This is a genomic window from Amycolatopsis sp. NPDC059021 (genome assembly GCF_042739895.1).
In the GTDB taxonomy this organism is placed as follows: domain Bacteria; phylum Actinomycetota; class Actinomycetes; order Mycobacteriales; family Pseudonocardiaceae; genus Amycolatopsis.
In genome coordinates this window covers 19,241-31,777 of record NZ_JBHYIQ010000104.1, presented here as the reverse complement: position 1 = coordinate 31,777, position 12,537 = coordinate 19,241, and the positions used below count along the sequence as shown (strand labels likewise).

Sequence of the window (12,537 nt, the reverse complement as noted above, 5' to 3'; positions counted from 1 at the left end):
GGCTCCCCCCACTGCCAACCCCCGCGCCGGGCCCGGGGCCCTCCCAACTACTTTAATTAACACTTACCCGCCACGCCGCGCCGGTAAGGAGTCCTTCACGGACTTGCGTCGCCGCGTGATTCGGCGGGGCTGGGCGACCTGCCCCAGTGTCGCGAACGCTCCGTTGGCGACGTTGAGCGTCGCGAACGCGTCGTTCGGGGCGTTGGTCGGGTTGTGCTGGGTGTCGCGCGGTTGTCGCGAACGCTCCGTTGGGGACGTTGAGCGTCCCGAACGCTCCGTTCGCGACGGGTGCCGCTGCCTGCAAGGCCCCTTCAGAGCACCATTGTCCACAAAGAACTTACCGAGCTGCGCGCGGCGGTATCGGATTCAAGTGCCGGTAAGGAGTCCTTCACGGACTTGCGTCGCCGCGTGATTCGGCGGGGCGTCCGTAGGTGCCGCCGTCCCGGCTGCGCTGCAGCAGGCCTTCGTCGACGAGGTGGCGGCGGAGCGCGGCATGGTCGTCGTGAATCGGGGCGAGCCGTTCGCGGACGTCCTTCTCCGTGTAGAGCACGCCCGGCTCGAACTCTTCGGCGAGCCGGACGAGCAGGGCGCGACGGAGCTTGCCCCGGCGCGGGATCGCGACGAGCCGTCCGTGCCTGAACAACGCTTCGAGCGGGTCGGCCATAGCGCCGACGGTACCTCGCACCGCGCAGGCCCGTGAACCGGTTTTCCCGACTGTCCGAAATGGACCTTCTCAGGTGCCCGGCAGCGGGAACCCGAGTGCGCGGGAAGCGTTTTCCGGCGTCGGATCCGCCCAGCGCTCCAGCACGTGCGCGCTGGTGGACAGCGACCGGGTCTCCGCGCGGTCCAGGTAGAGCATGCCGTCGAGGTGGTCGGTCTCGTGCTGGACGATGCGGGCGGGCCAGCCCTCGACCTCTTCGTCGAGTTCACGGCCCGTTTCGTCCTGGCCGCGCAGCCGGACCCGCTCGTGCCGCGTCGTCACCGCCTGCCACCCCGGAACGCTCAGGCAGCCCTCGAAGAAGGCGGCGACGCCGGAGCCCACCGCCTCGTACCGCGGGTTGACCAGGATCCGGAACGGCTGAGGAACACGGCGGCGGGCGCGGAGCGTCTCGGCGGGCACGTTCCGCAGAATCTCGGCGCGGTCCTCGAGCACCGCGATGCGGAGCGGAATCCCGATCTGCGGTGCCGCGAGGCCGACGCCGGGCGCCTCGCGCATGGTGGTGCGCATCAACCCGAGGAGACCGTCGAGCCGTTCGTCGCCGAGCTGGCCGTCGTACGGCTCGGCCCGCCGCCTGAGCACCGGGTCGCCCGCGGTCACGATCGGGGCGGGGGAGGGGCCGGCCAGCAACGCGTCGACGAGGTCGATCAAGGAGGGCGTGGGCAAACCGGTCCCTTCGGGTCGAGGCGGGCACCCCGAGTCTAGCGCCGGCGCGCCGCGACTACGCGTCGAGAACGGCGTGGGCGACGTCATGCCCGAGACGTCGCCCGGCGTTGTGATCGAGCCGGGTGTGGACGCCCGCGAAGAGGCGGCTGGTGCCCGCTTCGTCGGAGATGTCCTGGAAGGAGCCGAAGGTGCGGACGGTGCCGGGCAGTACCTCGGACGTGACGGTCACGTCGTGGCACGGCCCGTACTCGTGGCGCAGGATCTCGGCTCCGGTCTGCGCGATGACGCTGTGCGCGCCGGGATAGGAGGGATCGGCGGGGGTTACGCCGAGGCTGGTCCAGTTCGGGTCGCCGGTGGTATCGGGGTTGCCGTCGGTGTCCGCGAGGCGGATCGCGGTGATCGGCCGCCAGATCCGGTAGTGGTATTTGGCGTCGTAGAAGGCGGTCACGGCGTCGGCGAAGGCGAGGTTGAGTTCCGCGAACACGCGCGCGGCGGTGGACAGGCCGCTTCGCGTGCCGAGGACCACGCTCTGGGCGATCTCGTTCCAGTAGTTCCAGATCGGCGCGGCCCAGAACCGGGCCTGGACGGTCTGGTCCGCGGTGCGGGCGGTGCTGGTGTCCTGGCCCAGCCGGGCGGTCTCGTTGACCGCCTCGGCGTAGGCGGCGCTGGTGAGCGGCGGGTACGGGCCGGGCCGGAACCGGCCGGCCCGGTCGAGCACGAACGGGGTCACGGCCGCCCAGTGGGTGAACACGGCGGGGGCGAACGCCGGGGGAGTGGGCCGGTACTGGCCGGGTTCGGTGCCGGGCGGCAGGACCGGCGGGGTGGCGCCCGACCCGTCGTTCGCGCGGCGCCCGGCGATCAGCCGCGCGATCCGTTGCCCGGTCAGGATTCCCGCCGTCTTCGCCCGCCCGTCGGGCACGGTCGCCAGGTCGGCGGCCAGCTGGGCGTCCAGCGCACCGGCGGACGCCGGGTACAGCCCGGTCAGGACGTCGTGGGCGGCCTGCGCCGCCGCCGCGACCGGGGACGCGGACCGCGGCGCGTCGACCGCGATCAGGGCGGGACGACCGGTCCCGCCCGCGGCGACCACCGCGTCGTGGACGGCGGTGTGCAGCATGGCGAAACTCCGGGTGGGATGCACGGTCGCGGGATGCGCCCCCGGGGTCCGCAGGATCCGGAGCAGGGTCCGGTTCCACGCGGCGACGAGGTCGGCGCCGCCTTGCCCCGAACCGGCGGCCATGGCGGGCGCGCCGCCGCCGAGGGCGAGGGCCGCGGCGGTCGCGCCACCGGCGACGAGCAGGCGTCTGCGTGAGAGGGGAATGGTCACTTCTTCGGCTCCCGTCGTTGCGAAACGTGGTCGTCCGTGAGTACGGCGCCGGGTTACGCGCAGCCGGTGTAACCGGCGTGCGTATTACTCGGACGGCGGGGTTCGACGAGGACGGTAGGCCGGATGGTGACCGGTGGGAAGACGTTTCGGGACACGGCGTAAGACAGCCCGAGAGGGAGAAACGGACGCGGAGCCGCAAGGACCCGCGCGGCTGCGGGTGGTCGGTACCGATGCCTACCCGGACTGGGAGGCGGTGTACCGCGACAATGTCGAGCGGGTTTACCGGCTGATGTTCGCGAAGGTCGGCAACCGGCCGGACGCCGAGGACCTCACGACCGAGGTCTTCCTGCTCGCGCTCAAGCCGTTGCGTGTTTCGGCGAGCACCGGCGAGGTGCGGGCGTATCTCCTGGCGACCGCGCGCACGGTGCTGGCGACGCACTGGCGGCGCACGCTCGGCCGGGAGATCACCGCGCTGGACGAAGAGCGGGACGTCGCGGTTCTCGAAGCCGGGACGGAGGATCCGGGGAAGCTGGCGCGGGCGGAGGCGATCCTGGCGGAGTTGCCGGACCGGTACGGGCGGATCCTGCGGCTGCGGTTCCTGGAGGCCTGTTCGCTGAAGGAGGCCGCGGCCGAGCTGGGCATCACCGTCGGCAACGCGAAGGTGCTGCAGCACCGGGCGTTGCGCCAGGCCGCGGCGGTGGCGGAGAGGATGGGAACGTGAGCAGTCGCGGAGTCCGCCGGTTCGTCAAAGACCTGCTGCGGCAACGACGTCCCCGCCGGTTCGACGCCGGGGCCGGTGACGAGGCGGAGCTGCGCGTGGCCGTCCGGCTGCGCGCGGCCCGCCCCGGAAGCGGCGCTCCCACCGAGGAGTTCGTCGCCGGGCTGCACCGGCGGCTGGCCGCCGAACTGGGCGACGAGGCGCCGTCCAGGGGCGGCAGCCGGCGGCGGTTCGTCCGGCTGACGTCGACCGCCGCCGCGGCGGCCGTGCTCGGCGCGGGCGTCGACCATCTGGTGACCAGCGGCGGCGAGGAGGCCGCCGCGCCTCCGCCGCCGGACCGGACGCTGCGGCCGGAACACGGGGAATGGCGGGCGGTCGTGGCCGGAAAGGATCTTCCCGAGGGCGGAGTGCGGCCGTTCGACTTCGGGTCCGTCGCAGGTTTCGTCGAGCGCGCGGACGGACAGGTGCGGGCGGTGTCGGCGACGTGCACGCATCTGGGCTGCCGGCTGGCACTGGACGGTCCGGCCCGGCGGCTGAACTGCCCGTGCCACCGGACGGCGTTCGCCGTCGACGGCGCCGTGCTGTTCCACCAGCTCCCGGTCAAGCCGCCGCCGCTGCCCCGGCTGGTGGTCCGGGAATCCGCCGGGGTGGTGGAAGTGCTCGTCCCCCCACAAGAGACGTAACCAGGGCGCATAGTCCATAAAGGACTTCGCGTTCGCGTCGGGTGACGTCACGGTCAAGGCGGGCGCCACCGTGACGTGGTGGAACGACCTCACCCCTCTCGCCACCCCGGCGCAGTCCGGCCGGGTCAAGCAGATGATGAGCGGCCTGCACACCCCGCGGGTGCTGACCGTAACCCGTCCGCGTATTCGTTGGTGAGGGTTCGGAAAGCCTTTCAGGGGAAGGAAAAACGATGCGAAGAGCTATTGCCGCCACGGTGCTTTCGGCGGCCGCCGCGGCCGTGATCGCCGGTGTGGTCACCGCACCGGCGGCCCAGGCGAGCGGGCGCCGGTGCGGGCCGGCGGTCTCGACGGCGGGCACCGGCACGCTGGGCACCACGTGGACGCTCAAGTCGGCCTATGACGACGACGGCCCGGTGCCGGGGAAACTGGTCGTCGGCGAGGAGTTCCAGATCAACACCCAGGGTGCCGGTCAGCACTGGACGGTCACCTTCGCCGACAACGGCACGGTGTTCTTCAGCAATCCGGACGATGTGTCCACAGTGGGCGGAATCAGGGAAGTCCACATGAATCCGGCCGTGCACCACACGCCACAGCACATGACCGCGCACGCGGTCCGGCACGAGACCGGCGAAGTCATCGACGGGGCGGTCGATCTGCCCCCGGCGCCGGACAGGTGCGGTCCCCTCTCCCCGTGACCGCACCGAACGCGGGGCGTGCCCGGTGGTGCCGGAGACCGGCGGGCACGCCCCGCCCCGATGTGGGAATGCCCACGTCAGATCGGGAAACTTTCGTGCACAGAGGTGCACCGGCGGTGACGCGGCGGAACCGCAAGACGCGGTCATGCGTGCTATAGGACATGAGGACGAATGCGGGAGGCTTGTCGACCCGGCGGCTCTGGGCGCTCGCGGCCGCCGTGCTGGCGGGCGTCGGCGGCGCCTTCGCCAGTGTCACCACCGGTGAGACAGAGGCGATGACCAGGGCCGACCACACTCTTCAGGCGAGGGCAGCGTCGACGACGGCCCCGGCCCCGGAGACGACCGCGCCCCCGGAGACGACCGCCGGCCGCCCGGCGGTGAGCCAGGTCCTGCCGTTCAACGCGAAGCTGACGTCGTCGGACATCCCGGTACGCGGTGGCGGCGTGCGAAGCGGCGCGTGCAGCGGTTCGCTGATCGCCCCCGAGTGGATCATCACGGCCGGACACTGTTTCCACGACATCAACGGCGCGTGGGTGGGCGGCAAACCCCGGTACCACATGACCGTGACGGTCGGGAAACTGAAGGACAGCGATCCCGGCGGGCACACCGCGCAGGTGGTGGACGTCCGCCAGTCGCCGGTCAACGACCTCGCGGTGGCGAAGCTGAGCACCGCGATCGACGACGTCGTCCCGTTGACCTTGCCGGACAAGGCACCCGACGTGGGCCAGCGGCTGCGGTTCGCGGGCTGGGGGTCCACCTCGGCCACCGTCGTCGCCCCGTCCGACCACCTCAAACGCGGGGAGTTCACCGTCGCGAAGATCGCGCCGACCACCCTCGAAGCGCTGCCGGTGGTGCCGCGCACGGTGGAGAACAGCCCGTGCGCCGACGACTCCGGCTCGCCGTACTTCGTCTCCGGCGACGACCGGACCGGGGGCCTGGTGGCCATCGAGAACAGCGGCCCGCCGTGCCCCCAGCCCGGCCGCGAGATCATCGCGCGGGTGGACATCCTGAGCGACTGGATCCGCACGCAGACCGGCGGCACCGCGCGGTAGCCGGGCTACCGGGTGCGGGGCGGGTGCGGTGCTTCGAGCCGCGCGAGCCAGCCCGTGAGCAGGTGTTCCAGCCGGGTGGCTTCGGCCGGGGTGAGATCGTCCAGCAGCCGCCGCTCGTTGCGCATGTGCTCGGTGAACGCCTTGTCGAACAACTCCCGCCCCGCCGGGGTCAGCGCGACCACCCGGCCGCGCCCGTCGGTCGTGCTGGGGCGCCGCGCGACCAGCCCGGCGCGTTCCAGCCGGTCGAGCCGCTTGGTCATGGCCCCGGTGGTGACCATGGTGAACGCCGCCAGCTCTCCGGGCGCCCGCTCGAAGGGATCGCCCGCCCGGCGGAGCGCGGCCAGGACGTCGAACTCGCCCTCGCTGAGGCCGTAGCGGTGATACACCAGGCAGAGCCGGTCGGTCAGCAGCGCGGCCACCCGGTGCAGGCGGCCGATCACGCCCTGGGGGCTGACGTCGAGATCGGGACGCTCGCGCGCCCATTCGGCCTGGATGCGGGCGACATGGTCCAGCGGTGCGGTCACCCTTCCATAGTAGCTTCCCGGGAAGCTATTGTAGCTTCCATGGAAGGTACTCTGCGGTGGAGCCTGATCACCGCCGTCGCGCCGATCGCCTGGGGCACCAACTACTTCGTCACCCACGAACATCTGCCCGCGGGGGTACCGCTGTACGGCGCGATCCTCCGCGCGCTGCCGGCCGGACTGCTCCTGCTCGCGGTGTGCCGGCGGCGGCCGCGCGGATCGTGGTGGGGGAAGTCGCTGGTGCTCGGCGCGCTGAACACCAGCGCGTTCTTCACCCTGATCTACGTCGCGGCGCAACGGCTGCCGACCAGCCTCGCTTCGATGATCATGGCCACCTCGCCGGTGGTGCTGATGCTGCTGGCCTGGCTGCTGGCCGCCGAGCGGCCCGCGGTCCCGGCGCTGGCGGGCGCGGTCGTCGGCATCACCGGGGCGTGCCTGATGCTGCTGACCGCGGCGGTGCGGGTGGACCTGCTCGGCGTGGCGGCCTCGGTGGGCGCCATGGTGCTGTCGTCGATCGGGTACATCCTCGCGAAACGATGGGCGGGGGAGGTCGACGTCCTCGCGTCGACCGCCTGGCAGCTCATCGCGGGCAGCCTCATCCTGATCCCGCCCGCGATCGTGGTCGAGGGCGCCCCGCCGGCCCTCGACGGGGACATGCTGTTCGGCTTCGCGTATGTCACCGTCGTCGCGACCGCTGTCGCCTTCACCGCGTGGTTCGCGGGACTCAAGCACCTGCCCGCCGCGTCCGTCGGACTCATCGGGCTGCTCAACCCCGTCACCGGCGTGCTGCTCGGCACCCTGCTGGCCGGGGACAGCCTCACCACGCGGCAGGTGCTCGGCATCGTGCTGGTGCTGGCCGGGCTGCTGCTCGGCCAGCCGCTCGCCCGCCGGTTCCGCCGCCGCGCCCCGGACCCGGAAGTCCTGAGTGGACAGTGCGTTCCGGCTACCGGCCGAGCGTCCGCGCGAGATCGGGGGCCGGTGCCTTGAACTCGAGCCACCGGCTGTCGGCCATCGCCTCGACCGAATGCGGGACACCCCGCGGATGCAGCAGCGACTCCCCGGGAAGCACCTGCACCGTCCGGCCGGAAAGCGTGCCGCTGAGGCGGCCGGAGAGCAGATGGACGAAGCTGTCGTGCTCGTGCGCGTGGACCGGCGAACACACGCCCGTGGGATATTCGATCTCCAGCAGGACGCCGTGGTCCGTCCGGAGGGGAATCCGGACCCGCCCGTGCCCGCCTAGAAGTTCCAGCCCTTCGACGTGCGTGAGCGGCGCCCATTCGCTCATGCGATCGCCTCGCTTCGCGAGACAGTGTTGAATCTCTTCTGGCGCATGATCAGCCTCCTGCCACCGACGGGATGATCTGGACTTCGACGGCCTCCCGGAGCGGGGTACCGGAGCCGCCGGAACGACGGCACTCTTCGCCGTCCACGAAGAAGTTGACGTAGCGGCGCAACCCGGCCTGTTCGTCACGCAGCCGCCGTTCCAGCGCGGGATGCTCCTTGGCCAGTACGTCGAGCAGGGAGCCCAAGGTGGCGGGCTCGCCGACCTCGACGACCAGACGCCCCTGCCCGCCCGCCTTCTCCCGCAGCACTCCGGGAAGCAACACGATGACCCGCATCGTCACACCGTCGCGGCCCGGACGCACAGCACATCCGGCAGGTGCGACGCGACGAGCCGCCAGCTGTCGCCCTCGTCGCGGCTGGCGTAGACGTCGCCCGTCCGCGAGCCGAAGTAGACCCCGGCGGGCTCGGCGTCGTCGGTGCACATCGCGTCACGCATGACCCCCGCCCAGAAGCCGTCCGGCAGCCCGGGGCCCAGTGCCTCCCAGCTCTCCCCGGCGTTCTCGCTCCGGTACACCCGGCACCGGGCGTCCGGAGGGAAGCGACGCATGTCGGCCACCAGCGGGAAGGTGTAGATCACGTCGGGCCGGCGCGGATGGACCACCATCGGGAAGCCGAAATCGCTGGGCAGGCCCTCGGCGATGGAGCGCCAGCTGGCCGCGTCGTCGTCGCTGCGGTAGACGCCGTGGTGCACCTGGGCGTAGAAGCGTTCCGGCGCTTGGGGATGCGTGGCGACCTTGTGCACGCAGTGGCCGTACTCCGGATACGGGTCGGGGACGTGCACGGCCTTGATCCCCGTGTTGCGCGCCTGCCACGAAGCACCGCCGTCCTCGGTGCGGTAGACACCGCCGGCCGACATCGCGACGGTGATCCGGCCCGCCGTCGCCGGGTGCGGGATCACCGTGTGGATGGCCTTGCCGCCGCCTCCCGGCGTCCAGTGCTCGCGGTGCGGGTGGTCCCACAGCCCGCGGACCAGCTCGTAGGTCCGGCCGCCGTCGGCGGAGCGGAACAACGCCGACGGCTCGACCCCGGCGTAGACCACGTCCGGCTCGCCCGCCGGGCCGGGCGCCAGCTGCCACACCCTGGCGAGCGCTTCCCCGGTGTCCTCCGGGAAGGCGATCGGGGCGTGGCCGGGTTCCTGCCAGCTCGCGCCCAGATCATCGCTCGTGGCGACACTCGGCCCGTAGTGCTCGCTGGTGACCCCGGCCAGGAGTCTCGGCGTGCCGCGGCGGACGTCGATGCCGACCGCGTAGACCTCCGTCATGGGATGGTGGGGCCCGGTCAGCTCCCAGCTCGCCCTGCCATCCGTGCTGGTCGCGAGCCATAAGCCCTTGCGGGTACCGATCGCGAGTAGTACAGCCATCCGACGCCCTCCTTGTAGTGACGTGCATCACAGGAGGGCACGGTACCCCGCCGCACCGACAAAACCGGTTTCCGCCCTGCCGGGGTAGTTACGTCCACCCCCGTTCGGGTATGCATGGAACTGGCAGACCAGGTCATCGGTCACTTCCGCGCCGGGGAAGAGAGACGACATGGTTTCGGGGTACGGATCCGACACCGGAAACGAAGAGCTCGCCGAGCTGGAGCGCCTGCGCGGGCTCGTCACCCAGCTGCAGACCGCGCTGGACACCAGGATCGTGATCGAACAAGCCAAGGGGGTACTCGCCGAGCGGTACCAGATCCCCTTGCCTGAGGCGTTCATCCGTCTCCGGAAGCGCGCCCGCGATCAGCGGCTGCGGCTGCGCACCGTGGCCGGATCGGTGCTCAGCACCCTGCCGGAGGCCAAGACCGACTAGGAAAATCGGTCGGCACCGGACCTCGGCGGGGCTACCGTCGTGTCCCATGACGCAGGGTTCGCGGATCCGGACCGTGGTGGACATCGCGGCACCGCCCGAGGCGGTGTGGCGGGTTCTTGCCGACTTCGGTCGTTATTCCCGTTGGCATCCCACAATAACCGTCCATGAGCCGGTGCCCGAAGCGGTTCCGGGGGCGAAGCTGAACCTGAGGGTGTCTGGCGGCGTCGCCGGTGACCAATCGTTCACCGCCGAGATCGTCGAGGCGCTCGCGCCGCGGCGGCTGGTGTGGCTGGGCGGTGTGCCCGACGTTCTGCTGGGGCGGCACAGCTTCGAGCTCGAACCGCTGGCGAGCGGCGGAAGCCGTTACACGGACACGGAAACGTGGTCCGGCTCCCTGGCCGCGACCGTGATCGCCGAGCAGTACGAGGCCATCCAGGCGGAATACGAGCGGATCGTGCGGGCGCTGAAAGCCGCGGTGGAAGCCGGCTGACCCCGGTCAGGCCGGTGCGGGATATTCGATGTGGGCGGCGACCTTCGTGCCGTCCGCCGCGAGCCAGCCCTTGCGCTCCGCGTACGCGATCATCGCGTCCCAGCGCTCGGGCCAGTCCGCGCCGACGGAACCGCGCGATGCGTTCTCGCGCAAGGCTTCTACCGAAAGCCAGGCACTGTCCGGTTGGTCGGCAGGGCCGCCGAGACCCGCGTCGCACAGCGCTTGCCCCGTTGCCGCCGCGTCCAGAGCGGTGGCGATGTGCAGCCGCGTGCAGTCGTCGCCTTGCTCGACCCGGACCGCGCCGTCACCGCCGACGTGAACGAACACCGGACGCCCCTCCCCGGATAGACCTCGCCCAGGCGAGGGTACGCGCCGGAGGCGGTCAGTGTGGCTTTCCGGGCGGCCGCAGCATGGGGACGAGGAACTGCCGGGCCACCGCGGCCACCTGCTCGTCGTCGTCGAGATCGATGAGGTGACTGGGAATGGCCAGGAACGAGGCGGAGACGCGGACCATCATTTCGGCGACGCGGTCGGCGTCCACCTCGCGGTCCACGGTGCCCGCGCGTTGTTCGTGGCGGAGCTGGCCCGCGACGAACTGCCGCACGGTGGCGAGCGTCCGGCCGCCGTCATTGGTCATCGACGACACGAACAGATCTGGCTCCGCGGCGATGAGGCCGCCGATCAGCGGGTTGCCGCGGATGGCGCGCAACGAGCTCACGAAACCCAGCACCACCCGGTCGGCGACCGTCTCGGCGCGCTCGATGTCGATCAGGAACTGGTCGAAGTACCGGCGGAACTCCCGCCGCACCACGTGTTCGACTAGGGTGTCCTTCGTGGCGAACCGCCGGTAGACCGTGATCCGCGAAACCGCCGCCCGCCGGGCCACATCCTCCATTGTGGACCGTTGGATGCCCATCCGGCAGAACTGCTCGTACGCCGCGTCGAGGATGCGCGTGCGGGTGTCGTCGTGGTCGTCGACCCGTTCGAGAGCCTCGGTATATGCGCGTTCCAGCATCGATTCCGAGCCTGAGGCCGCCCCGAGGGCGGACAGCGCAGGTTCCACGATCACCTCCTGAGACGACCGATTCTGCCTCAAGTTCCGCCCCGGCCGCCGGACTCCGTCCTCACGACGGGTCTTGTGATGGCCGACACGCTGTGCTCTCATGGTGATACGCGGATGCGCATCGTGTTTCATCGTATCAGGCGCTCGCGACCTCGAGGAGGAGGAGCGAAGGCATGGACAGTCTCAGCAGGCGCAACGTGTTGAAGGCGGGCGGGGCGTTGGGCGCACTCGGTGCGCTGACCGCCGCGACACCCGCGTGGGCGTCGACGTGGACGTGGTCGCCCCGGGGCTCGGTCGCGGGCGCCGGCGCGGGTGCCGACCCGCGCTGGGTCTGGGACCCGGAAGCCGATCCGCTGGTCGCCTCGCTGCTCGACCGCGGTGACGTGCCCAGGGTCAACGCGCTGTTGCGGACCTGGACCAGGAACGACCAGCCGTTGCCGGACGGGCTGCCCGGGGATCTGCGGGACTTCATGGAGCGCGCCCGCCGGCTGCCGCCGTGGGCCGACCGGGGAAAGCTCGCCACCGCGGTGGAGTTCAACGAAAAGCGCGGGCTCTACCTCGGCGTGTTGTACGGGCTGGCCAGCGGCATGATGAGCACGGTCATTCCCCACGAGGCACGCGCGGTCTACTACTCCAAGGGCGGCGCGGACATGAAGGACCGCATCTCCAAGACCGCCAAACTGGGCTACGACATCGGCTCGCGGAACGCTTATCAGCCCGACGGCGAAATGATCGTGACGTGTGTCAAGACCCGGCTGGTGCACGCGGCGGTGCGGCACCTGCTGCCGAAGTCGCCGCACTGGCCGGACGTCTCCGGCGAGAAGATCCCGATCAGCCAGGCGGACATGATGGTCACCTGGCACAGCCTGCCCACGACCGTGATGCAGAAGCTCACCGCGTGGCAGGTGCCGATCCCGGCCGCCGAGTCCGAGGCTTTCCTGCACTCGTGGCAGATCGGCGCGCACATGCTCGGCATCATGGACGAGTACATCCCCGCGTCGTGGAGTGCGGCCGACGCGCAGGCCAAGCAGGTACTGGACCCCGTGCTGGCGCCGACCCGCGAAGGCGTCGAGCTGGCCGACATCCTGCTCAACCTCGGCTCGCCGGTCGACGGCGGTGTGCTCAGCAAGCACATCCTCGGCGCGTTCACCCGCTTCCTGCTCGGCGACCGGATCGCCGACTGGCTGGCGATCGCGCGGGAACCGGTCTGGGACCCGCTGCTGAAGGCGAGCTGGGGCCCGTTCATCGCCGTGCGCGAAGGGCTGCTTCCCTTCCCGGGCGCGCCGCAGGCCTATTGGCTCTTAGACGAGTTCCTGCGCAAGGCGGCGCTGCTCTACCTGTCCGAGGCGCGCCCGATCAGCATCGAAATCCCCGAAACCAACCGCCCGTCCTGATGGGCTGAAGGGGACTTTCGTCTCGTCGCATGCGAGGAAAGTCCCCTTCAGCGCACGACACGCGAGGAAAGTCCCC

The 12,537-nt window shown here is 71.0% G+C and carries 18 protein-coding genes; 9 read left to right on the top strand and 9 right to left on the bottom strand.

What is annotated here, in order from left to right:
* Positions 1-388: 388 nt before the first annotated feature.
* The 3 genes from ACFWX1_RS39730 to ACFWX1_RS39720 all read right to left on the bottom strand — a co-directional run bounded on the left by ACFWX1_RS39730 (position 389) and on the right by ACFWX1_RS39720 (position 2,708).
* Entirely contained in the window at positions 389-664 is a 276-nt protein-coding gene (locus tag ACFWX1_RS39730) for a DUF2087 domain-containing protein (protein WP_378395019.1), read from the bottom strand.
* Positions 665-733: 69 nt separating this feature from the next.
* Positions 734-1,384, bottom strand: coding sequence for a peptide deformylase (locus tag ACFWX1_RS39725; RefSeq protein WP_378395018.1), 651 nt, complete (start codon positions 1,382-1,384; stop codon positions 734-736).
* Positions 1,385-1,439: 55 nt separating this feature from the next.
* The gene (locus tag ACFWX1_RS39720) at positions 1,440-2,708 is read right to left on the bottom strand and encodes a vanadium-dependent haloperoxidase (RefSeq protein WP_378395017.1); all 1,269 of its coding nucleotides are present in this window, start codon (positions 2,706-2,708) and stop codon (positions 1,440-1,442) included.
* Between the two features lie 217 nt (positions 2,709-2,925).
* Between ACFWX1_RS39720 and ACFWX1_RS39715 the strand changes: the two genes are divergently transcribed.
* From ACFWX1_RS39715 to ACFWX1_RS39695, 5 genes are all read left to right on the top strand, one after another.
* Positions 2,926-3,429, top strand: coding sequence for an RNA polymerase sigma factor (locus ACFWX1_RS39715; RefSeq protein WP_378395016.1), 504 nt, complete (start codon positions 2,926-2,928; stop codon positions 3,427-3,429).
* A complete protein-coding gene (locus ACFWX1_RS39710) occupies positions 3,426-4,109 on the top strand; it encodes a ubiquinol-cytochrome c reductase iron-sulfur subunit (protein WP_378395015.1) in 684 nt (227 codons plus the stop codon). The genes ACFWX1_RS39715 and ACFWX1_RS39710 overlap by 4 nt, the downstream gene beginning before the upstream one ends.
* Positions 4,110-4,179: 70 nt before the next feature.
* The gene (locus tag ACFWX1_RS39705) at positions 4,180-4,305 is read left to right on the top strand and encodes a hypothetical protein (protein WP_378395014.1); all 126 of its coding nucleotides are present in this window, start codon (positions 4,180-4,182) and stop codon (positions 4,303-4,305) included.
* 34 nt (positions 4,306-4,339) lie between these two features.
* Entirely contained in the window at positions 4,340-4,804 is a 465-nt protein-coding gene (locus tag ACFWX1_RS39700; protein WP_378395013.1) for a hypothetical protein, read from the top strand.
* A gap of 161 nt (positions 4,805-4,965) precedes the next feature.
* Positions 4,966-5,856, top strand: coding sequence for a S1 family peptidase (locus tag ACFWX1_RS39695; protein ID WP_378395012.1), 891 nt, complete (start codon positions 4,966-4,968; stop codon positions 5,854-5,856).
* 5 nt (positions 5,857-5,861) lie between these two features.
* Here the strand turns inward: ACFWX1_RS39695 and ACFWX1_RS39690 are convergent, their stop codons facing one another.
* Positions 5,862-6,380, bottom strand: a complete 519-nt coding sequence (locus tag ACFWX1_RS39690) for a MarR family winged helix-turn-helix transcriptional regulator (RefSeq protein ID WP_378395011.1) — start codon at positions 6,378-6,380, stop codon at positions 5,862-5,864.
* A gap of 39 nt (positions 6,381-6,419) precedes the next feature.
* Between ACFWX1_RS39690 and ACFWX1_RS39685 the strand changes: the two genes are divergently transcribed.
* Positions 6,420-7,364 (top strand): DMT family transporter, encoded by a 945-nt coding sequence (locus ACFWX1_RS39685; protein ID WP_378395010.1) that lies wholly within the window; start codon positions 6,420-6,422, stop codon positions 7,362-7,364.
* On the opposite strand, the gene ACFWX1_RS39680 is transcribed toward ACFWX1_RS39685, so the two are convergent.
* Genes ACFWX1_RS39680 through ACFWX1_RS39670 form a run of 3 tightly spaced genes read right to left on the bottom strand, consistent with a single transcriptional unit; the run spans position 7,321 to position 9,081 of the window.
* Positions 7,321-7,662, bottom strand: a complete 342-nt coding sequence (locus ACFWX1_RS39680) for a cupin domain-containing protein (protein ID WP_378395009.1) — start codon at positions 7,660-7,662, stop codon at positions 7,321-7,323. The two genes, ACFWX1_RS39685 and ACFWX1_RS39680, sit on opposite strands and share 44 nt — an antisense overlap.
* Before the next feature lie 49 nt (positions 7,663-7,711).
* Positions 7,712-7,996, bottom strand: a complete 285-nt coding sequence (locus ACFWX1_RS39675; protein WP_378395008.1) for a MoaD/ThiS family protein — start codon at positions 7,994-7,996, stop codon at positions 7,712-7,714.
* Between the two features lie 2 nt (positions 7,997-7,998).
* Complete coding sequence (locus ACFWX1_RS39670) at positions 7,999-9,081, bottom strand: WD40/YVTN/BNR-like repeat-containing protein (protein ID WP_378395007.1); 1,083 nt, start codon at positions 9,079-9,081, stop codon at positions 7,999-8,001.
* A 169-nt stretch (positions 9,082-9,250) separates the two neighbouring features.
* On the opposite strand from ACFWX1_RS39670, the gene ACFWX1_RS39665 reads away from it, so the two are divergent.
* Both ACFWX1_RS39665 and ACFWX1_RS39660 read left to right on the top strand, forming a co-directional pair.
* Positions 9,251-9,514, top strand: a complete 264-nt coding sequence (locus tag ACFWX1_RS39665) for an ANTAR domain-containing response regulator (RefSeq protein ID WP_378395006.1) — start codon at positions 9,251-9,253, stop codon at positions 9,512-9,514.
* Positions 9,515-9,587: 73 nt separating this feature from the next.
* Positions 9,588-10,004, top strand: coding sequence for an SRPBCC domain-containing protein (locus tag ACFWX1_RS39660; RefSeq protein WP_378395005.1), 417 nt, complete (start codon positions 9,588-9,590; stop codon positions 10,002-10,004).
* Positions 10,005-10,010: 6 nt separating this feature from the next.
* Here ACFWX1_RS39660 and ACFWX1_RS39655 read toward each other — a convergent pair whose 3' ends face one another.
* Positions 10,011-10,331 carry a hypothetical protein gene (locus ACFWX1_RS39655; protein ID WP_378395004.1) on the bottom strand — a complete coding sequence of 107 codons (321 nt, stop codon included), beginning with the start codon at positions 10,329-10,331 and terminating at the stop codon, positions 10,011-10,013.
* 55 nt (positions 10,332-10,386) lie between these two features.
* Positions 10,387-11,019 carry a TetR/AcrR family transcriptional regulator gene (locus ACFWX1_RS39650; RefSeq protein ID WP_378395003.1) on the bottom strand — a complete coding sequence of 211 codons (633 nt, stop codon included), beginning with the start codon at positions 11,017-11,019 and terminating at the stop codon, positions 10,387-10,389.
* A 221-nt stretch (positions 11,020-11,240) separates the two neighbouring features.
* Between ACFWX1_RS39650 and ACFWX1_RS39645 the strand changes: the two genes are divergently transcribed.
* On the top strand, positions 11,241-12,461 hold the full coding sequence (locus tag ACFWX1_RS39645) for an oxygenase MpaB family protein (RefSeq protein ID WP_378395002.1): 1,221 nt from the start codon (positions 11,241-11,243) through the stop codon (positions 12,459-12,461).
* The last annotated feature ends 76 nt before the right edge of the window (positions 12,462-12,537 follow it).

Coding starts and splice junctions, on each gene's coding strand:
- ACFWX1_RS39670 (WP_378395007.1), bottom strand. CDS start 9,081: ATGGCTGTACTACTCGCGATCGGTACCCGCAAGGGCTTATGGCTCGCG.
- ACFWX1_RS39680 (WP_378395009.1), bottom strand. CDS start 7,662: ATGAGCGAATGGGCGCCGCTCACGCACGTCGAAGGGCTGGAACTTCTA.
- ACFWX1_RS39730 (WP_378395019.1), bottom strand. CDS start 664: ATGGCCGACCCGCTCGAAGCGTTGTTCAGGCACGGACGGCTCGTCGCG.
- ACFWX1_RS39675 (WP_378395008.1), bottom strand. CDS start 7,996: ATGCGGGTCATCGTGTTGCTTCCCGGAGTGCTGCGGGAGAAGGCGGGC.
- ACFWX1_RS39645 (WP_378395002.1), top strand. CDS start 11,241: ATGGACAGTCTCAGCAGGCGCAACGTGTTGAAGGCGGGCGGGGCGTTG.
- ACFWX1_RS39665 (WP_378395006.1), top strand. CDS start 9,251: ATGGTTTCGGGGTACGGATCCGACACCGGAAACGAAGAGCTCGCCGAG.
- ACFWX1_RS39700 (WP_378395013.1), top strand. CDS start 4,340: ATGCGAAGAGCTATTGCCGCCACGGTGCTTTCGGCGGCCGCCGCGGCC.
- ACFWX1_RS39650 (WP_378395003.1), bottom strand. CDS start 11,019: ATGCTGGAACGCGCATATACCGAGGCTCTCGAACGGGTCGACGACCAC.
- ACFWX1_RS39695 (WP_378395012.1), top strand. CDS start 4,966: ATGAGGACGAATGCGGGAGGCTTGTCGACCCGGCGGCTCTGGGCGCTC.
- ACFWX1_RS39685 (WP_378395010.1), top strand. CDS start 6,420: ATGGAAGGTACTCTGCGGTGGAGCCTGATCACCGCCGTCGCGCCGATC.